General features: G+C 60.9%; 14 protein-coding genes. 6 read left to right on the top strand and 8 right to left on the bottom strand.

The annotated features are described in order from the left end of the window. From gspF to RUI03_RS05020, 6 genes are all read right to left on the bottom strand, one after another. A complete protein-coding gene (gspF, locus tag RUI03_RS05045) occupies positions 1-1,206 on the bottom strand; it encodes a type II secretion system inner membrane protein GspF (RefSeq protein ID WP_317289198.1) in 1,206 nt (401 codons plus the stop codon). Then, a complete protein-coding gene (gene gspE, locus RUI03_RS05040) occupies positions 1,203-2,750 on the bottom strand; it encodes a type II secretion system ATPase GspE (RefSeq protein ID WP_317289197.1) in 1,548 nt (515 codons plus the stop codon). Before gspE ends, gspF begins: the two co-directional genes overlap by 4 nt. Then, a complete protein-coding gene (gene gspD / locus RUI03_RS05035) occupies positions 2,747-4,870 on the bottom strand; it encodes a type II secretion system secretin GspD (RefSeq protein ID WP_317289196.1) in 2,124 nt (707 codons plus the stop codon). The genes gspE and gspD overlap by 4 nt, the downstream gene beginning before the upstream one ends. Further along, positions 4,867-5,790 carry a type II secretion system protein N gene (locus tag RUI03_RS05030; protein WP_317289195.1) on the bottom strand — a complete coding sequence of 308 codons (924 nt, stop codon included), beginning with the start codon at positions 5,788-5,790 and terminating at the stop codon, positions 4,867-4,869. The genes gspD and RUI03_RS05030 overlap by 4 nt, the downstream gene beginning before the upstream one ends. Before the next feature lie 164 nt (positions 5,791-5,954). Then, a complete protein-coding gene (locus tag RUI03_RS05025) occupies positions 5,955-8,567 on the bottom strand; it encodes a TonB-dependent receptor domain-containing protein (RefSeq protein WP_317289194.1) in 2,613 nt (870 codons plus the stop codon). Positions 8,568-8,654: 87 nt separating this feature from the next. After that, complete coding sequence (locus RUI03_RS05020) at positions 8,655-11,606, bottom strand: hypothetical protein (RefSeq protein ID WP_317289193.1); 2,952 nt, start codon at positions 11,604-11,606, stop codon at positions 8,655-8,657. 246 nt (positions 11,607-11,852) lie between these two features. Here RUI03_RS05020 and RUI03_RS05015 point away from each other — a divergent pair, with 246 nt between their 5' ends. After that, complete coding sequence (locus RUI03_RS05015; RefSeq protein WP_317289192.1) at positions 11,853-12,683, top strand: prepilin peptidase; 831 nt, start codon at positions 11,853-11,855, stop codon at positions 12,681-12,683. An 8-nt stretch (positions 12,684-12,691) separates the two neighbouring features. Here the strand turns inward: RUI03_RS05015 and RUI03_RS05010 are convergent, their stop codons facing one another. Continuing rightward, complete coding sequence (locus tag RUI03_RS05010; protein WP_317289191.1) at positions 12,692-13,144, bottom strand: hypothetical protein; 453 nt, start codon at positions 13,142-13,144, stop codon at positions 12,692-12,694. A gap of 15 nt (positions 13,145-13,159) precedes the next feature. After that, positions 13,160-14,443 carry a hypothetical protein gene (locus RUI03_RS05005; protein ID WP_317289190.1) on the bottom strand — a complete coding sequence of 428 codons (1,284 nt, stop codon included), beginning with the start codon at positions 14,441-14,443 and terminating at the stop codon, positions 13,160-13,162. A 229-nt stretch (positions 14,444-14,672) separates the two neighbouring features. Here RUI03_RS05005 and RUI03_RS05000 point away from each other — a divergent pair, with 229 nt between their 5' ends. The 5 genes from RUI03_RS05000 (at position 14,673) to RUI03_RS04980 (ending at position 20,635) form a co-directional block, all read left to right on the top strand. Beyond that, positions 14,673-16,895, top strand: a complete 2,223-nt coding sequence (locus RUI03_RS05000; protein ID WP_317289189.1) for a fused MFS/spermidine synthase — start codon at positions 14,673-14,675, stop codon at positions 16,893-16,895. Positions 16,896-17,029: 134 nt separating this feature from the next. Further along, positions 17,030-18,706: a S41 family peptidase gene (locus RUI03_RS04995; RefSeq protein ID WP_317289188.1), complete on the top strand. Its 1,677-nt coding sequence runs from the start codon at positions 17,030-17,032 to the stop codon at positions 18,704-18,706. After that, positions 18,706-19,059 carry a hypothetical protein gene (locus tag RUI03_RS04990; protein ID WP_317289187.1) on the top strand — a complete coding sequence of 118 codons (354 nt, stop codon included), beginning with the start codon at positions 18,706-18,708 and terminating at the stop codon, positions 19,057-19,059. The genes RUI03_RS04995 and RUI03_RS04990 overlap by 1 nt, the downstream gene beginning before the upstream one ends. 293 nt (positions 19,060-19,352) lie before the next feature. Further along, positions 19,353-19,934, top strand: a complete 582-nt coding sequence (locus tag RUI03_RS04985; RefSeq protein WP_317289186.1) for a sigma-70 family RNA polymerase sigma factor — start codon at positions 19,353-19,355, stop codon at positions 19,932-19,934. Beyond that, a complete protein-coding gene (locus tag RUI03_RS04980; protein ID WP_317289185.1) occupies positions 19,931-20,635 on the top strand; it encodes an anti-sigma factor domain-containing protein in 705 nt (234 codons plus the stop codon). Before RUI03_RS04985 ends, RUI03_RS04980 begins: the two co-directional genes overlap by 4 nt. The last annotated feature ends 2 nt before the right edge of the window (positions 20,636-20,637 follow it).

Below are 20,637 nucleotides of genomic sequence, written 5' to 3'. Positions count from 1 at the left end.
CTACAGCGCCATCTGGTTCAGTTGCAGGATCGGCAGCATGATCGCCAGAATGATGGTCATGACGATGCCGCCCAGAATGACGATAATCGCAGGCTCGAGCAGGCGAAGCGCCACGGTGACAGTCGCGTCAAAAGCCTGCTCCATCTGAAAAGCCGTTTTCTCCAGCAGTAACGGCAGCGTGCCGGACCGCTCACCCGCGGCCACCATGGACGCCATGAGCGGCGGGAACACGCCCGCGCGCCGCACACCGGCGGACAGGGACGCGCCTTCGCGTACACTGACGATCATCACATCAAGCTGCTGGTGGATATAGGCGTTTGTCACCGTGTTGCGCGCCGCCTGCAGGCTGTCGAGCAAGGGGGTGCCGGAGGCAAAGAGCGTTGAAAGGGTTCGGGCGAACCGCGCCGCATCAAGATCGCGCATCAGCCCGCCGAGGAGCGGCAGCTTCAGCAGCATACGGTCCATCCGCCGCCGGGTGTCGGGCGTGCGGCGGATCAGCCAAACCCCGGCACCGAGGCCGATCAGCATCAGGCCGACAAGCCATCCCCATGCGCGCATGAAGTCGGAGCTGGCGATCACGATACGCGTGATGAGCGGTAGATCCGTGCCGGTATTGGTGAACTGGCTGACGATCTGTGGCACGACGAAATGCATCAGCGCGGCCACCGTCCCCACGGCAATGACGAAAATGACTGCCGGATAGATGAGCGCGGTAATCGCCTTCATCAGCATGGCGCGGTTCTTTTCGACCATATCCGCCAGACGCAGCATGACCGGGGCAAGGTTGCCGGAGCTTTCCCCGGCCGCCACGATACCTCGATAGAGCGGCGAGAACGCCTTTGGATGTTCAGCGAGGGCATCGGAGAGGCGCCAGCCTTCAATGATGCGCCCACGCACCGACAGGAGCACCTCCCCCATCTGGGTGCCCTTCATCTGCGCACCGACCGCGGCCAGAGCCTCCTCGACCGTTGTCGAGGCATCAATGAGTGTGGCCAGCTGTCGCGTCGCGGCAATGACCGATGCAGAGGACGGCTTGCTCCCCGACTTGGCACCGGATGCCGTGCGTTCACGAACAGATTTGAGGGAGACCGGCGTCAGGCCGGATGCCTGGATCTCCTTGCGCGCGCGGCGCTGTGTTTCGGCGTTGATGACGCCCTTGCGACGACGGCCTGCAGTGTCCACGGCTTCATAGCGGAAAGTGGTCATTCCTGCCCCTCTTTCTCCTGCACCACGCGCAGGACCTCAGACAGGGAGGTGACACCGTCGAGGACATGGGCAAAGCCCGTCTCAGCCAGCGTGGGAGCGTTCGAGGCGGCGAAGGCATGGGCCTTCATGGCCTGTTCTGAGGCGTCGTCATGGACCAGCTTGCGGAAGGTGTCGTCCGCAACGATCAGCTCGTAAATGCCGACGCGCCCCTCATAGCCGATGCCGTTGCAGCGGGCGCAGCCTTTCGGTTCGTACACGACGATCGTTTCGTCCGCTACCATGCCCATCATCGCTTTCTCGGCGGCACTCGCGTGACGAGGCTCACGACAGGACTGGCACAGGCGGCGCACGAGGCGCTGGGCCAGAACAGATGCAATCGTCGATGACAGAAGGAAGGGCTCAACCCCCATATCGCGAAGGCGCGTGACGGCCCCGACAGCCGAATTGGTATGAACCGTGGACAGAACAAGGTGGCCGGTCAAAGACGCCTGCACAGCGATCTGCGCTGTTTCCTTGTCACGAATTTCGCCGACCATGACGATGTCGGGGTCCTGCCGCAGGATCGCTCGCAAGCCCGTGGCAAAGGACATGCCGACCTTCGCGTTCACCTGGGTCTGACCGATACCGTCGAGGGCATATTCGACTGGATCCTCGACCGTGAGAATATTGACGCCCGGGTCGTTCAGAAGCGACAATGCGCCGTACAGAGTCGTCGTCTTCCCTGAGCCGGTTGGGCCCGTCACAAGGATGATGCCGTTGGGACGCTTCAGGACCTGTTTGAACCGGCCCAGAATGGCCGGCGGCATACCGACCGTATCCAGATCAAGCTGCGCCTGTTCCTTGTCCAAAAGACGCATCACCAGCCGCTCGCCGAACCGGGATGGGAGGGTCGACACCCGCACATCAACGAGCTTGCCGCCCATGGACAGGCTGATGCGCCCATCCTGCGGCACGCGGGTTTCAGCGATATCGAGCCGCGCCATGACCTTGACCCGCGATGTCAGAACCGGCGTCAGCTTGGCTGGCAGCGACAGAATTTCACGTAGGACACCATCGATCCGCAGACGGACCGACAACGCCCCCTCATAGGGCTCAATATGAATGTCGGAGGCGCGCGTCTTGACCGCCTCGGCAATCAGCGCGTTGATCAGACGGATAATTGGCGCGTCATCTTCGGTATCAAGAAGGTCGGCGGTCGTGGGCAGCCCTTCGGCAAGCTCCGTCAGATCGTGCCCGCCCGCAGCATCATCAAAGGTCGCAGCCGTCAGGCCTTCAGAAGAATAGATCTCGGAGAGCTTGCGCTCGAACACATCGGCAGGCAGCTGCTCGACATCGATATTGCCGCCCGTCGCGCGGTAAGCCTCGGCCAATGCCCAGGGATCGGTCTTCATTGATCCGTCTGTCTGTGAGCGGATGCCGACAACGCCGCGTCCGTCATCACCAAGCCCCAGATAGAGAACGCCGTTCTCCTTGGCGAAGGCATAGGTAAAGCGGATCGGCCGTTCGGCCGCTCCATCAGCGCGCGTGGCGACGGCTTCGCTCAATTGCTGCCTCCACCGGAAATCTGTCCTTCGACGGGCGCGGTCACAGGCATGTCGTCTTCTGGATCGAGCGGCCGGACGCTGCCATCCGTACCCGGCACAACGTACTCACCGCTGCCCAGATAGTTCATCATGACGTCATCAAGGTCGCCCGTATTGCGCAGCTTCTGACGCTTCTGCTGTTGCTGCACATAGTCGTATTTCCGCGCAGTGACGCCATCGGCCGCATAGCCGTCACGCAGGATGGTCGGGCGGATAAAGACCATCAGTGTCTTCTCCTCGCCGGACCTGTTCTGTCCCTTGAAGAGATTGCCGACGAGCGGGATGTCGCCCAGCAGCGGTACTTTCGCCTCAGAGAACCGCTGGTTGTTGTCGATCAGGCCGCCCATGACGAGCGTCTGGCCGTCATCTGCTGCCAGCACAGTTTCAATCACCGATTTGTTGGTGATGATATCGTCCGACAACGACGTAAACGCGCCAATGCTGGACAGCTCCAGCTTGATCTTGAGGGAGACGACATTGCCTGCGTTGATCTGCGGCGTCACCTCGAGAATGTTACCGACATCCTTGCGCTCAACCGTGCGGAAGCCGCCCTGGAAGTCTGAGCCCGTGGCCTGCCCCGTCACGATGGGAATTTCCTGACCGACCTGAAGCCGGGCGGTTTCATTGTCGAAGACGGTGACCGACGGAACCGACAGCACGTTGGAATCCCCGTCGGACTGAATGGCGGACAACAGAACCCCGTAGACGGAGCCCGAGGCCAGCTGCCCCGCGCCGCCGATCAGAAAACCGTTCGTCGACAGAAGGTCCGAGATCGCCGCTTCAACGAGCTGGCCCGCAACGGCGTTGGCCGGATCATTGGTGTCGTATTCGGTGGTCTCGATGATGTTGCCGTTGGAGTCGCGCGAGACCGTGGTGCGGGAAGCGTCATTCGCCTCCTCACCAAGGAAATAAGCAGCGCCCGCGGCGGAGATGACGTTGGGCGAAGTGCCCGTGAAACTGGCGGTCGAGAACGGCACATCGGCCCCGGCCGTCACATACTGAACGCCCAGTTCCCGCGCCGTGGTGTTGCTGATCTCGACAACAACGGCTTCGATCTGGACCTGTGGCCGGCGGATATCGAGCTTGGCGACGATAGACCGGATGATCCGCTGCATCTCCGGCGGCGCATTGATGATCAGGGCATTCGTTGGATTGTGAAAGGCAACGGACGGCCGCATCTGGCCCGGCGTCGGCGCGCCAGCCACATCGCCATAACCGGCATCCAGCAATTGCTGGATGATGGGCACCATTTCCTCAGCATCCGCATGGTTCAGATAGACCGTGTCCAATGCAATCTGGCCGGTTCCCTTGGCATCCAGCTCCTGGATGATGGGGACCAGTCGCTGCACCTCCTGCGCACTGCCGCGCAGGATGATCGAGTTGGAGCTGTCGACCGCCACCACATTGATGGCGCCGCGACGACCCGCCTCCCCACCGCGGCCGCCGATAATTTCAAGCAGCGTGTTTGAGACTTCGATCGCAGCGGCGTTCTGCAAGGCAACCGTCCGGACCACCGAATCGTCCACATCGATCCGCCTAAGGACATCCAGAACGCGGTCCACGTTCCCAGCGGAATCGACAATGATCAGGGAGTTGCTTTCAACAATCGGCGTCACGACCGCGTTGTCGCCCACAAGTCCACGCAGGTTCGCGGCGGCGGTTTGCGCGCCCACATAGCGAAGCGGCACGACGCGGGTTACCGTGGCCGATCCGCTCGTTTGCGCGCCATTCGCGCCGCCATCCTTGATCGCCTGGCTGCTCGGCACGATCTTGTATTCACGGTCCCCGATGGGCACCGCGGCGAAGCCGTTCACCTGCAGCGTCGACAGGAAGACTTCCCACACCTCATCCGGCGTCAGAGACAGCCCCGGCGGCGAGATGATCGTGACGCGACCGGACAGACGCGGATCGATGACAAAGACGCGCTTGGTCCGTAGCGACACATCGCGCGCCACCGCAGCAAGGTCGGCCCCTTCATAGTTCAGGGTCGCCCGATCATCCTGTGCCAGCGCAGCACCCGAGAGCGATGTGGTGACCATCGCAGCAGCAAGAAGGGAACGCAGCGTGAATTTCAAACTCATGGTAGCAATCCTGACGGGTCGAGCACGATATCGAACTCTTCCCCATGTCGGCTGATGGTGGCCGTCACAGGTCCACGCGACAGCATTGTCGCCATGGATCCCATGACCTGGGCCGGGTTGCTGGAGACGGGCTGACCGTTGATATTCAAGAGGATGTCACCGTCGATCAGACCGGCAGCTTCGAAAAACATCGGGTTGGTACCGGCGGACAGGACCAGACCCTGGGTACCGGGGGCCGGCCCGACCTGAACATAGGAACTCAAGACACTGTCACCGGCCGGTGGGCGACTCCCGGTCGAGCCCGGCGTGGGCGCTGTCCGTGGACCCGAGGATGTCTGACGAGCAACGGGCGCCCGGTTTTCAAGGCTCAGGGTCTCGGTGATGCCGTTGCGGTTGAGAATGACCTGGTCGGACAGAATGTCCCGAACGGTCACGCCGGAACTGATGGTGTCGCCGACAAAGAACAGCCGCTGGCCGTTCGATTCCGTGGCGATGGTGGCGCTGGGCTCGTCCCCGATGACATAGGTGCCGACCAGCTTGATATTGAGCATGGTTTCGGCCGCCGGCGTATAATCCTCAACCTCAGTGGTCTGCGGAGCGTAGCCGATGAACGGATCGAAGGACGACATCACCGTCAGATCCGCGATCGGCTGGTCGCCCCGGGCGAAGGTCCGCCCTGACGGGATGGTCAGCGGCTCGAACAGGGTGAAAATCAACTGGATGGTCAGAAAGCCGAGCAGTGCCACATAGCACCCCTCGACAAGACGGATGGCCAGAGCACTGTCAAACGCACTTTCCCGCTGGCGACGGGTAGCCTTGATGGCGCTGCCCTCGCTGTCCGGTGCCTGTGATGTCGACGTCGTCGCGATCTCAGCCAACCCTGGCCCTTTCCGTTCAAATTTCTGCGGTTTCACGGTCATGCAGCCGCCCAGTCACGGTTTATCACACCCTCACGGTAAATGGGCGATTAACCATTGCCCAGCTTCGCGGCGGATGCTGGCAAAAGGTGGCATTTTCAAGGAGTTGAACGAAAAAGGGGCGGTCCGTACCGGCCCGCCCCTCGTGTCAATGTCATTGGTACGACCTAGAAGGTGCGTTTGACCGAAATCGAGTATGTCCGGCCCAGATCATACTCCTGGAAGACGGGCTGACCGGTAATGATACCTGAATTGCCATTGTCCTCGTAGAACACGTCATAGGCCGAGTTGAGGAGATTCTGGATTTTCAGGGTCAGGTTGTATTCACCCCCGGCAATCTCCAGCGGCTGGTCGACCACGAAATCAAGAGAGATTGGTGGCTGTTCAACCGGCGACGGCAGGAAGCGACCGGCGCTGATCGGCGCGCCCCGGAACAGGGTTCGTTCAGACGCGTAATTGCCAGCCAGTGTGACCTTGGTGTTGTACTCCGTCTCGATACCGAGCTGGATGTTAAACAGGTGCTCTGACAGGCCAACCAGACGCGAGCCGTCGAGCAGCTGAGCTTCTGCGGCCCGTTCGCTGGCCGTCACACCCTGCCCTGAAATCTGCGGTACGATGACCGAACCGTCAGCGGACACTTCACCATTAGTATAGGTGTAGTTCGTCTTGAAAACGAGCTGTTTGCCGGACCAGAAGGCCGCATCCAGCATTTGATCGAGGTCGACGTTCTTCTCGAACTCGACTTCGACGCCGTAAAGCTCAGCAGACGGTGCGTTCACAAAGCTCGTGCGGTCGCTTTCCGTGGACAGGATCGCGTCTTCGATCGGGTTGGTCATGTCCTTGTAGAACAGGCCGATTGTCGCAAACTCGCCACGACGGAAATACCATTCCGCGCGGATATCATAGTTTTCGATTTCCGTGTTCTTCAGGAACGGGTTACCGACGAAGACCGTGTCCGTGTCCGGATCAGTAAAGATCGATGGCGACAGTTCGCGGAACTGCGGACGCGTGAGGGTTTTGGAGAAACCACCGCGGACCTGGAAGTTCCCGGTCGGGATCCATGTCAGGGTAGCCGCTGGCAGGAAGTATTGCTCTTCGATCGGATCAAAGACGCTGACCGTCTCTGGGGAGCGCGTCAGGAATGTTGCCACTTCCTGCGATGAGTCCTCAAACCGGCCACCGATATTGGCGCGCAGATATGGCCCCATTTCGATATCAGCCGAAGCATAGGCCGCGGCGACTTCCAGGGTGCCTTCGAAGTTGTCAGGCTCCCCAGCGGTCGAGGCAAAGCGGACGAGCGGACCGGTTAGGCCGAGAACTTCATCGGAGAAGATGACGTCGGCACGGCTGCCCACGACCTCTTCAGGAAACGCGCCGCGGAATTCGAACAGGCGGCGGGCCGTCGAGCGGTCTGTTTGTGTATAGGCGCCACCGAACTTGAAGGTGACGCGCGTCCCAAGGTCGAGCGGCAGAGTGAAGTCGATCCCGGCGGCTGTGTTCTCATCCTGCAGGGAACGGAAGTCGATGTTCGAGCGGCCCTCTTCCGTGGTGAACGCATAGTCTTCGGACGGGTCAGTCCGGACGAATGACGTTTCACGACGGTAAGGCTGATCGCGGTCGGCCTGACCGTAGGAGGCTTTCCACGCGACTTCGAGGTCAGCGAGATCCGGGAAGAGGTGCGTCCCGTTCAGCTGCGCCTGCCAGAGCTGACGCTCGATGAAGTCGGTGCTCTCTGTACGGAACTGACGCTCATCGCCCGAGAAGCTGCGCGTTGAGATATCAGCCTGCTTGAGCGATTTGCGCACCAGAAGACCGGTCAGCTGAACTGAGTGATCCTGGTTGAATTCGATAGCCGAGGACGACAGGCCGGCCAGGGACACTTCCTGACGTGTCGACAGGAAGTCGCTGCCGTAGGAGTTCACACCGGTAATACGGTTACGCGTCCCCTCACGGGTCTGCCAGTCATTATCATACCCGACATAGAGCACGGTACCGGCGGACAGGTCGCCATCGGTGTAGAACTTCTTGCCCAGTGCGATGGAGCCCTTGCCATTGGCCGGCGCATCGTCATTGGAGATGAGTAGCGTTTTCTTCTGCTCAAAGCTGATGTCAGCGGCATTCTGAACGTCACCCGGGACGACACCGCCGATGAAGAGGCCGGTCGCTGCATCCGGCAGGTCACGCAGGCCATCGTCGAAACCGTAAACGTCGGTGTTGCTGCCCTCATAGAACAGGCCGTCGCTGAAGGACGTCGCAGAGTTCGCGGACATGCCCAGATTGATCTCAAAGAAATCTTCCTGCGGAATACCCTTGGTGCGCAGCTCGACAAGACCACCACCGAACTCACCGGAGAATTGTGGAGAGAAGGTCTTCTGGACCAGCGTGCTGTCGATGACAGAAGTCGGGAAGAGATCGAGTGGCGCGGCCCGGCGCAGAGGCTCAGGGCTTGGCAACGGCAGTCCGTTCAGGGTCGCTGACGAGTAGCGCTCGTTCAGGCCACGAACGATAATGAATTTGCCATCCTGAACCGACAGGCCCGTGACCCGTTTCAGGGCCGCGGCGATATCACTATCCCCTGCCCGGTCGAAATCCTCGGCGTCGAGGAAGGAAGCAATTTCCGACGTGGATTTTTTTTCATCGGGGATCAGCGCGCCGCGCACGACAATGACGTCGTCGTCAGCACCAACACCCTCATACGTGTCATCCTGGGCAAAAGCCGGCGCCGACAGGAGAGCGGCGGACAGGACGACCGAAGGGACAAGACGGTTCAGAAGGAACATGATGGACCTCAATTGGCCGATAAGATTTTCAGCACACGAATGACAAAAAGAGCTGGCGGGCATCAGCCCGCCAGCTGTCGCGGTGTCTTAGTTGACGTTCGGCAGGCTGGTGCTGATGTTGTACGACCAGCCAGTCGTCCAGTTGTCAGCATTGGTCTCCGTCGCCGGATCGAACGCACCGACATAGTCGGTCGTATCGATCACGGAGGCGTTGTCCGCCGTCGCCGGGAAGGTGATGGTGGCCACATCCTTGGCAACGATCGCGCCCTGCAGCGTGGCGTTCGGGATGAACCCGGTCATGTTGCGCGCAGTGCCTTCGACGTTTCCGGCGCCGGTGACGTTGAACAGCGTGCCGCCATCCGTGTCGTAAGGCTTGGAATTGTCTGCGACGTAGATCGAGAACAGTTCTGGCGTCGCGTTACCCGCTTCGGAGCCGATCACATTGCCTGCGCTGTCTTCGTAGTTGTTGTTGCGGTCGAAATCGATGCCGTCGCCCAGACCGAAGCCGAGCACGATACCGTTCAACAGGATGCCGTCCGTACCCGCACGAATTTTGACACCATCGCTTGGGCTGGCCGCAGAAGCGGAAGAGCCGAAGAAGGTGAAGTTCGAGATGGTCGGGGTTGAAACAACACCCTGGGCTTCGCCGACATTCACGTCATTGCCGCGGTTGTCGCCTTCGATGCCGCGGTCAGCGGAGACATCGTCCTGAATGACCAGTGCATACTGCACCGACCCCCGCCAGCCATCGGTCCAGTCAATCGAGTCGTCGTCCGCGCCCGTCACGATGATGTTCTTCACATTCACCGTACCGCCGAAGAATTCGACACCGTCATCGTTACCGTTGTGGACGTGGACGTGATCGACATTCGTCGCATCGCCAACACCCTGGAAGGCGATACCGTTCAGCTCGTCTTCACCGTTGAAGCGGAAGCCGGCATATTTGACCTGAACATAGGACAGGCTGCCGCTGTCGTCGTTCTCGTCGTTACCGCCGAAGAGACCCGATGAACCTTCACCCGACTTCTCACAGCCAATCGTGCCAGGCACGTTGGTCGAGACGTTACAGTCATTAATCGGTGCACGGCCGTTGATGACCAGACCGCCCCACTCACCCTTGTCGCTGGCGAGAACCGTGCCGTCGATGTCGGATTTGGAGGTGAAGATGACCGGTGCCGTCGATGTACCCTCAGCCACCAGCTGCGAACCGCGCGTCACGATGATCGCGTCTTCACCAGCGGAACCGTAAACGGTCACGCCTGGCTCAACCGTCAGGGTTGCTGCCGTGCGGCCCGCCAGAGGGGCGGTTGCGTCTGGACCAACGTCACCACCGATAAAGACGGAACCGGCGAAGGTGTAGAGGTTGCCGGATGTCAGCGTGATGTCTGTATCGATCTGGTTTGGCAGCACACAGACGAGCTGCTCGAACCGGCCCGATGGAACGGTCTCGGTTGCCGAAACCGTGGTCCCTGCTGGACAGGCGGCAGCTTGCGCGCCTGGGATTGCGGAGGACAGGGTCCAGCCGGTCATCCAGTTGTCGCTGTTGCTTTCCGACGCAGGGTCGAAGGCACCGATATAGTTGGTGAGCGTCAGCGTTGTGCCAGCGGTGTTGTCAAACACGTTGACGGCCTGCTCAGCCGAACCAGGGATCACGCCGCTCATGGTCGAGAAGACAGCGTCCGTGTTGTCCACACCAGCGTCGAAAAGGGTCTTGCCATCGCTGTCGTAAGGCTTGGCGTTGTCAGCAAAGAACAGCGCGTTGATCGAAGGCGTGGCGTTGCCCATCTCTGAACCGATCACGTTGCCGGCGCTGTCTTCGTAATTGTTGTTGCGGTCGAAATCGAGACCATCACCCAGACCGAAGCCCAGAACGATACCATTGGCGATGTTACCGCCTGTACCGGCACGAAGCTTCAGACCATCGCTTGGCGACGCTGCGGAAGCCGAAGAGCCGAAGAAGGTGAAGTTCGAGATGTTCGGACGGGAGACAACGCCCTGAGCTTCGCCGACATTGACGTCGTTGCCGCGGTTGTCGCCTTCGATGCCGCGGTCAGCGGAGACGTCGTCCTGCACCACGAGCGCGAATTGCAGGTCACCCTGCCAGCCGTCGGTCCAGTCGATCGAGTCGTCATCAGCGCCCGTGACGACGATGTTCTTCACATTGACGGTACCGCCGAAGAATTCGACGCCGTCATCGTTCCCGTTATGGACGTGGATGTGATCAACCGTCGTGCCGTCACCCACGCCCTGGAACGCGATGCCGTTCAGCTCGTCTTCGCCGTTGAAGCGGAAGCCGGCATATTGAACGCGGACATAGGAAAGCGTGCCTGAGCTGTCGTTTGGCTGGTTGCCGCCAAAGAGGCCAGAGCCGCCCTCACCGGTCTTGTTACAGTCAGCAGCGCCCGGCGTGTTGGTCGAGACGTCACAGTCATTGATCGGTGCGAGACCGTTGATGACCAGACCGCCCCACTCGCCCTTGGCCGAAGCAGAACCGTTGACCAGGCCATCATCGACATTGCCGTCGGCCGCGTCGGTGGCAGAAGTCATGACGATTGGCTGAAGCTCAGTACCAACTGCATTAATGTCCGAACCCGGATTGATGAAAAGAGCGTCTTCGCCATTGGCACCCATGATGATGGCACCGGCGCCGATGCTCAGCGTCGCACTGGAACCCGATGGGTTTGAGATGAGGTTGTCACCAACAAAGACAGCACCCTGAAGGAAGTAGCCGACGCGCGCATTGCCCGATGTGCCTGGCAGCGTTGTATCAGCCACAATCGTACCGGCCGGAATGATACAGGCTTCGATCTGGACTGCGCCGACGCTGACCTGATCCTGTGTCGTGCCGGTCGGGCACGTAAAACCGTTAGGAACGAAGCTGACATCCGCGGTCGACCCGCCACCGCTGTTGCCGCCACCGATGGTGACAGGCCCGGCACTGCCGGTGCTGGAGATGTTGCCGCTCCCAGAACAGGCAGCAAGAACGGCACAGGCGCTGGTCGCGAAAAGTCCGCGGCGGATGGAGGATGTGAAAACCATGCTTTGCCCCCTAAGGCAGATTGCAATTCTGAATACGATAAGCGAACGACCCACTTTCGTTCGCGAGACTTGCAATAGGCCGTCGACTTCACAGTTTTATGACAAATCAGGAAACAGCCTGAATAAACTTTGCATACGGAGCGTACGGGGTGCGCATTGTGACAGGCCCGTGAAAGTTTCGTGACAATCTCATCAACTTTCCGCATGGATTGACAGAATGGTGCACGGATAAATGAAGGTTATGAGATGAGCGCGTTGGCGATTCCCTTCTGGACATGGCTTCTGCTTGGGGCCGTTGCGGGTCTGCTCGGCGGCAGTTTCCTGACGGTGCTGGTGTCGCGGGGACCGGTCCTGTGGAAACTGGTGGACCCGCCCGAAGGCGGTCTGCCTCGCCCCTACTCCCTCGCCTTGCCGCGATCGCACTGCCCCGCCTGCCGAACGCAACTGTCGATGATCGATCTCATTCCCATCCTTGGATATCTGCGGGCCCGGGGCCAGTGCCGACATTGCGGCGTCTCTATACCGCGGCGTTATCTGCTGATTGAACTGGCCGGCGGCCTGGCCGGCCTGCTGGCGGCGGCTGTGTTCACGGCTCCCCTGATCGCGCTGCATGCGCTTGTTGTCCTGCTTGTTCTACTGGCGCTGGGGGTGATCGACCACCGCACAGGCTATCTGCCCGATGCACTGACGCTGCCCCTCATCGGGCTGGGATTCGCCGCGGCGCTCGTGCCCTTTTACGTCAGCCTGATGGCTGCCCTGATCGGGGCGGCGATTGGCTACGGCCTTCTTTGGGGGATATCGACCGGCTATCGCGCCTTGCGGGGGCAGGAGGGTCTGGGCCTTGGCGATGCGAAACTTGTGGCTGCCCTTGGCGCGCTGGTCGGCATCTATGCCCTGCCCTTTGTCATCCTGCTGGCCTCCGCGAGCGCTCTTGCCATTGCGATGATATTCGCGAAGACGGCGGGCGGATTTTCAGCGCAGACCGAAATCCGCTTCGGCCCCTATCTCGCAGGCGCCGGCGCAGCCGTCTTTCTATGGAGCCATGCGTTTCCGCTCTGGTCGCCCTGGCTGAGCTGAGATTTTGACTAGAAGATGCCGAGGAACCGCTTACGCTTCCTCTTCTGCCAGTCGGCCTGACGGGCCGCGGCATAGGAAATGTAGTCGCTATCCCGGCGGACCGTCTTGCTGCGCGTGAATGCAAGATCCGCCAACAGCGTCTTTTCAATATTCGACTCCGGCATCGCGAAGCTGGCCGTCGGCATGTCCTGCGCCCGCGCCTTGCGACCCCGCGCCGGTTTCTTCTGCGCGGCCATGGAGGAGTGAAGCGCGCTGAAGGCCGCGCCGACCGGATCGGTCATGCCGTCTGGCAGGTGGGTTGCCCGCAGGGCTTCCGCCATCGGGCGGTCGAGGGCATGGGCCTCCCGCTCCAAATTGCGTTCAAAGCCGGGCCGCGGCGTGTTGTTGATGGACGTGCCGGAGAGGTCGAGCGTCGTACGCTCACCGAAACCGGACCAGATCTGCTGCAGGCGATCCTTCATGATGCTCAGGCTCCCTTAAAGCTCAGCGCGTTCCTTACCCATAACGAGCCCCTCGTTACGGGTAATGGTGGCAAGGCTGATCGGCCCGCCGACGGTTTCGATGGAGTTCATGACCTTCTGCTGGAAGCTGTTCAGCTTCACCAGCGACGCGGCCGTTTCCCCCAGTTCCTTTTTCGGCAGGGATGAGATGGCGCGCAGGATCGGACCAGTATGCGTGATATACTGGAACTGGTCGATCGCGCCAAAAAACGCCTGCAATGCGGTGCCCAGATTCTGCTGGGAGTAATCAGAGAACAGTTGTGCCCGCTGGTCATCGGACAGACCCGGCGCACGGCCCACAACATCCGACACCAGATGGCGCGAAAGCCGCAGTGTTTCGCCGAACATGAACATGCGCAGGCTTTGATCCATGCCGGTCAGGAAGGTGCGAATCATCCGGTCCTGGGCAAAGGGCTGAATCACCGGGCCACTGTCGGCTGAGATGTTCGCCGAGCGGTCCTGACGATGTTTCAGCGTGCCCATAATGACCGTTGAGGTCAGATAGCTGCGCACGGCAGGGAAACTCTCCCGGCGCCCGAAACCGGCAAAGACGACCCCGGTGTAATGCTCGAAAAACGCATCCTTGATGACCGAAAACACAGCAATTTCATTCAGCTGCGCTCGCGTGGCCTGGGACAGGGTCAGACCTGAGAATTCTGACTTGAGCGAGGCAATCAGGCTTTCAACAATATCGTTGATCGGACCATTATAGCGACGCTGCAGCTGCTCGGCGGTGCCCTGGGGGAAGCAGGCAAGCTCCCCGCGCGGTGAGCCGTTCAGATTGGAGTTGTAGTCCCGATGCAGCTGATCGACGACAAACTCGAAAATGGCGCTGATGTGATCGCTCAGTTTGCCCGCCTGAGCCTGCTGGAATTGCGCCAGCTGGTAGTCGAAATCCTGGGCGATGATGCTCATCACCACGGCGATATGCTTGCAGAACTCGCGGTCCTGATGCTCCTGACTGAACAGGTCCGGATTGCCCGACAGAAAGCCAATGAAATCGCGGGCATAGCCGTCGACCGTGTCAAAGCTCTTGCCGCGCGCCTGATCCCGATACATGGAGATCAGGGTCTCCCATGGCGTGCCCATGAGCTCGGCATTGTTATAGATCATCACGCCGACGGGCTGGTCCTTGATCAGCGGGAACAGCTTGTCGACGCTGTTATAGGTCTTGAGATAATCGGGACCGGAGATCGTGACCGCACTGTCCGCCGCCATTGCGACAGCCTGCCGGTTCATCAAGACCACTTCACACGTCATCTGTTCTCAGCCCCATTCCCGCAAACAGCGTTTCCGATCGTTAAGCTATGGGAAAGACAGCCCGGGGGCAATGCGGTAGTAGCCATCTCAGCCGTCCGGCAGACACCAAGTGTGGGCTTTTCGCCACCATTCTGGGCCCGGAACCGGTCATTTCATTACAATTGGACCGATGGGGCTCAACGCTCCTCAACGGTGTCCCGGTATTGTGAGGGCGACAGGGAGCCCTTGCATGACCGACTCGGCTATTGTTTCGCCGCGGACCAGTTTCCAGACGTCGCGCGTCGGCGTGCTGCCCTATGCCCTGACGATCTTTCTCAGTGCCGCGCTCATTTTTCTGGTCCAACCCATGTTCGCCAAGATGGTTCTGCCCATTCTGGGCGGAGCGCCGAGCGTCTGGAATGTAACGCTTGTCTGTTTTCAGGCAGCGCTGCTGCTAGGGTATCTATACGCGCATCTCCTGTCGCGGCTGGCCTCCCTGCGTCTTCAGATCATCATTCACGCCATTGTCGTGATCATGGCCGCCAGCGTTCTGCCTCTGGGCCTGACCGGCATGCTTGGTGATCCTGATCCCCATCGCCCGGCCCTTTGGCTCAGCGCCGCCTTCGCCCTGTCGATCGCCCCGCCCTTTACCGCGCTCTCCGCCACCGCCCCGCTGATTCAGTCCTGGTATTCGCGGTCGGGCCGACCAGATGCGGCGGATCCCTATTATCTCTATGGCGCCAGCAATATTGGCTCGATCATCGGCCTCGTAGCCTATCCGGTCCTACTGGAACCGCTCATGTCCTTGAGCGGACAATCCTTTGTGTGGAGCAGCGCCTATGTGCTGGTGGGCGCGGCGCTCATCGCCTGCGGGTGGCTGGCGTTCAACACCGGACGACATGCGGGGCCAAACCACACCGCAGGCACCGTCGAAGACTGCCCTGCACCCAACTGGCGAGAACGCCTGACCTGGCTTACGCTCGCCTTCGTCCCATCGAGCCTTCTCGTTGGTGCAACGACCCACATCACAACAGATGTGGCGGCCGGGCCGTTTCTGTGGGCGCCGCCGCTGATCGCCTATATCGGCAGCTTCATCATCGTCTTTTCCAAAGCCGGTCCCCGCGCGACCCGCTGGGCGGTGTCCGTTGCGCCCTATGTGACAGCGGCGCTTCTGCTCTTCCTGTGCCACAACCTGTTCGCCGCGCCGTTGCTGCCAATGCTGCTGCTGAACATCACCATGGTGCTGGTGGCGGGCCTTGTCTGTCACGGCACCTTGGCCGCACGTCGTCCGTCCACGGCGCATCTGACCGAATTCTACCTCATCATGTCGCTGGGCGGTGTTATCGGCGGGGCCTTCAACGCCCTGCTCGCGCCCGTGCTTTTCAACGATGTCGTCGAATACCCGCTGGTTCTCCTCGCTCTGCTGGTCCTGTTGCCTGGCACCCGGGGCACCTGGCAGCGCAAGGATCTGGCCATCGCGACCCTGTCGGTCCTGGCCGTTCTTGCCGCGCTGGCCGTCACAAGTGCCACCGACAGATCCGGAGCGATCGGCGCCCTTTACATCCTTCTGGTCATGCCGATCGTCATGATGCTGATCAGCAAGGATCATCGATATCTGCCTACCTTTGCCGGTGCCCTCGCCTATTTCGGCAGCGGTATCGTCTCCGCCCAGCATACGCCGACCCTTGCCACCGAGCGCGGGTTCTTCGGCGTCGTCAGTGTCGATGAGGTCGACGGCCTGCGTCGGATGATCCACGGCACCACGGTCCACGGCGCACAGTACACAGATGAAGTGGGTCGCCCGACACCGCTTATGTATTATCACCCCGACACCCCTATCGGACAGGCCTATGCAGCGTTCGCTGACAAGCCGCGCACCGGCGCGGTCGGCTTAGGGGTCGGCGCCTCCGCCTGCCTTCTGTCGCCAAATCAGTCGGTGACGTTTTTCGAGATCGATCCGGTGGTCGTCCGTACGGCACAGAATACAGACTGGTTCACCTTCCTGTCCCAGTGCGCGCCTGAGGCCCCTATTGTGCTTGGCGATGGTCGCCTGACCCTGATGCAGGCGTCTCCTGCGTCCTTAGACCTCCTGCTGATCGACGCTTTCAGTTCGGACGTTGTTCCCACGCACCTCCTGACGCGTGAGGCCATGCGCGGCTATGTCAGTCGACTGAGCGATGACGGCGTCCTGATCTTCCATATCTCAAACCGCTACATGGACCTCGAGCCCGTCCTGGCGCGGATTGCCGAAGCAGAAGGCCTGGTTATGCGGGCCCAACGGTTCCAGCCGGATCACGCCGGGGACGGGCTGTCGATCCTGCCGACCCATGCCGTCGTCCTTGCACGCGCGACAAGCGATCTGGCCGCCCTGGATACCGATGCGCGCTGGCGACACGTGCAGAGTGATGGCGGTCGGCCATGGACCGATGACTACATCAACATGCTGGGCGTCCTTCTCGCGCACCAGAAATAATTCAAGGCGAATTGTAACATAAATTACGGGGACTTAGGGGGTTTTGCGGCGCGTCCTGTGTCAAATTCGCTCTATTGCCTTGCGGGCCTATTTCCCTTCACAATGGTAAACGTACCGTTGGATGGATTGCCGCAATGACGTCTGTAACTCGACCCCTGTTTGTACTTGCCCTGACCGGGGCCAGTCTTGGCCTCGTCGCATGTGGCGGCGGTGGAGGCGGCGGTTCGGCGACACCACCGGCGGTCGTTCAACCGCCACCCAGCAACAACATTCTCACCTGGACGCCGAATGTCTACGCTGCGGCCAGCAACTACAAGGACCGGTGCGCCGTGCCGCGCACAGGCGTCGATGCCAATGGCGACCCGTTCCCGGATCGTCAGGGGTCTATACTGTATGAGAATTTCTGGCTGCGCTCCTGGACCCACGAGACCTATCTGTGGAACGATGAAGTCACGGACCGGAACCCTGCTCTCTATGACGACCCGATCGACTACTTTGATCTTCTGAAGACCGATGCGACGACCTCTTCGGGCTCGCCCAAGGACAATTTCCACTTCAGCCAGCCGACGTCCGAATATCTGGACCAACGCAATTCGACAGCCAGCGCCAGCTACGGCATCAGCTACACCGTCTATTCGACCCGGCCGCCCCGCGACTTCCGGGTCAGCTATACCGACGCGAACAGCCCGGCGAGTGAGATGGTGGGCGGTCAGCCCAAGATGAAGCGCGGCACCCGGATCCTGACGGTCGACGGCGTGGACCTCGTCAATGGTGGCTCCACGGACGCGCAGATCGATATCCTCAATGAGGGGCTTTATCCATCGGTCGCCGGCGTCGAGCATACCTTTGAGGTGCAGGACGAAGGCTCTGCCACGACCCGGACCGTGACGATGGTGTCGGCCAATCTCTCGCGCGACTCCGTCAATCGGACGAGTGTCATCGACACACCGACCGGCAAGGTCGGCTACATCCTGTTCAACACGTTCAGTCCCTTCGCGTCGGAGAAAGAAATCGTCGACGCGATCACCGAGATGGACACGGCGGGCGTCGACGATCTCGTGCTCGATTTGCGCTATAATGGCGGCGGTCTCCTTGCCGTGGCGTCACAGCTTGGCTACATGGTCGCCGGACCGGCACAGACGAACGGCAAGACCTTCGAGATGCTGGAATTCAACGATGATGCCGGCAATCGCAACCCGGTCACGGGCGAGGTCAATGAGCCGGTGCCCTTTATCGGCGAGGGCCTGGGCTTTTCGGTGGACGCAGGTACGGCGCTGCCAAGCCTTGACCTGAACCGGGTCTATATTCTGTCTACTGACAATACCTGCAGCGCCAGCGAGGCCGTGATCAACGGCCTGCGCGGGGCGGATGTTGACGTGGTCCTGATCGGTACGACCACCTGCGGCAAGCCTTACGGTTTCTACCCGACGGACAATTGCGGCACGACCTTCTACACGATCCAGTTCCGCGGCGTGAATGACAAAGGCTTTGGCGCGTATGCCGACGGCTTTGTTCCGAACAATGCGGCCGGCACATTCGGCGCGCGTCTGCCGGGCTGCGAAGTGGCCGATGATCTTGGCAATGAGCTTGGCGACCCGGCCGAGGCGCTGCTCGCTGCGGCCCTCAACTATCGCAACAGCGGCAGCTGTCCTGCGGCCCCCAGCATGTCGAGCTTCGCCCGCGGCACAACCACCGCGATTCGCAGCGGCACCACCCAGACAGCGGGTTCGGACGGCATCGCAATCGGACCATCGTCGCGCGGTGTGTTGGAGAACAACCGTGACCTGACCGGTCTGCCCGGTCAGCCATAATGTGGAAGGGCGCCCTCATCGGCTCAACGCTGGCCACCCTGGCCGCCGCATGCCAGAGCACAGCGGCCGGTCCGGCCGTCTTCGAGAATGAAAAAGCGACCGAGGACGCCCTTGTCATCCTGCGGGAGGCTTTAGGCCGCAACACGCTGGAACTAGGCACACCGCTGCCGACCGATGAGCCGGTCCTGGTGGTCCTCCCGCCGCCGCCTTCGCCCCTGAATGACCGAAGCGTCGCCCGGCCGGATGTGTATGACATCGTCCTCGACGCAGGCGTCTGCACCCTGCGGCCGCGTCAGGACGGCGCGCCCATTGATCTCGACGGCGTCGCCTGTCGCCTTGTTTCGGCCCGCTGAAACCTTTTCGCTGACAGCCCCGTATATTCTTACAGGTGGCCCCGTCTAAAGGCTTCCGACGATGAGGGTCCTCTACCCTTTCTCCTCCTCGTCGCCGGTACCTTGAATGCCCGCCCGGTCACGTCTGCTTTACAGGCTGGACCGTGTCGGGATGACTGGCTCACTCCGTTGGGGGGCGGCCCGACGTGCAGGATAATCTTCCCCTCGTTGTTTCCTGTGCGTCGGGTCACCATCGTCGACTTTTCGGCGTTGCGGCACATATCAGGTGCAGGTCACGGGCGGAGAGCCACCTCATGGTGAACAAGGAACTGGCGCGTCAGGAAATTGAAGACCTGTTGTCGCAAATTGCGTTGGGACGTCGCGTGGCCTTTGACGATCTTTACGAGCGGACATCCGCCAAGCTGTACGGTGTCGCCCTCTACATTCTCAACAATCGCGCTGAGGCCGACGAGGCCCTGCAGGACGCCTTCATGAAGGTCTGGCGCAAGGCGGACACGTTCAGGCCCGGTACCGCCTCTCCCATGTCATGGCTGATCTCGATTACGCGCAATGCCGCGATCGATATTTACCGGCGCAGGCGCCCCGGTGATGGCGATGAAGCCGAAATGGACGAGATGGAAGATGATCGGGCATCCCCCGAAGACCACGCGGCCATGAGAAGTGACGCCGCTCGTCTTCATCATTGTCTTGGCACACTGGAGCCTGAAAAGGCGAAGCTGGTGCGCGACGCCTATTTCACCGGCCGCACCTATGCCGAACTCTCCACCACGATGAAAACACCGCTGAACACCATCAAGACGTGGATGCGCCGAAGCCTTGCAACCCTGCGCACCTGTCTTGAAACAAAGCCTGAACCGCAGGGAGAGAGCTCATGAGCGATACGCCTGACCTGACTCCCGACGATAATGTTCTGGCCGCGGAATATGTTCTTGGCCTGTTGGGCCCGGAAGAGCGCGCCGCTGCGGAAGAAAAGCTCGGTGCCGAGCCCGAATTTCGCGCGCTGACAGCGTTCTGGGAGGAGGAACTTGCCCGGCTCGCCGAAGGCATTCCGCTGCGGGCGCCAAGCCCGGCGGTGAAGCGGGTCATTGACCGCGCGCTGTTTGAGACGACAACTGCTACCTCGCCTTCGTTCTGGGAGCGCATTGGTTTCTGGCGAGGCGCTACGGCCGTGATGACCGGCCTGTCCGCTGTTCTCCTCGGCGTCGTGATGACTTCGCCAGACCGGCAACCACCAGAACCGCAGCCCGTCTACATGGCCGCCCTCACGGCCAGCGACGCGCCGCTGTCAGTCCTGATACGGATCAATGCGCGCGAAGAGATTCTGACGGTCAAGCCATTCGACATCGCAACTGACGGTCGGGTGACCGAATTGTGGCTGATCGCAGGCGATGCCGCGCCGTCATCGCTCGGGCTGATCAGTCCGGAAGACGGAAGCGTTGTCGAACTGGCCTCGATCGACATCAGCACGCTCGGCCCAGACACATTGCTCGCCATCAGTCTTGAACCAGAGGGCGGCTCACCGACCGGTCAACCGACAGGTCCTGTCGTCGCAATCGGCAAGCTGCAGGTCCTCTGACG

Source organism: Parvularcula sp. LCG005 (assembly GCF_032930845.1).
Lineage (GTDB): Bacteria > Pseudomonadota > Alphaproteobacteria > Caulobacterales > Parvularculaceae > Parvularcula.
Note: the sequence above shows the minus strand (reverse complement) of the source record. Positions and strands in the feature narration are given on the sequence as shown.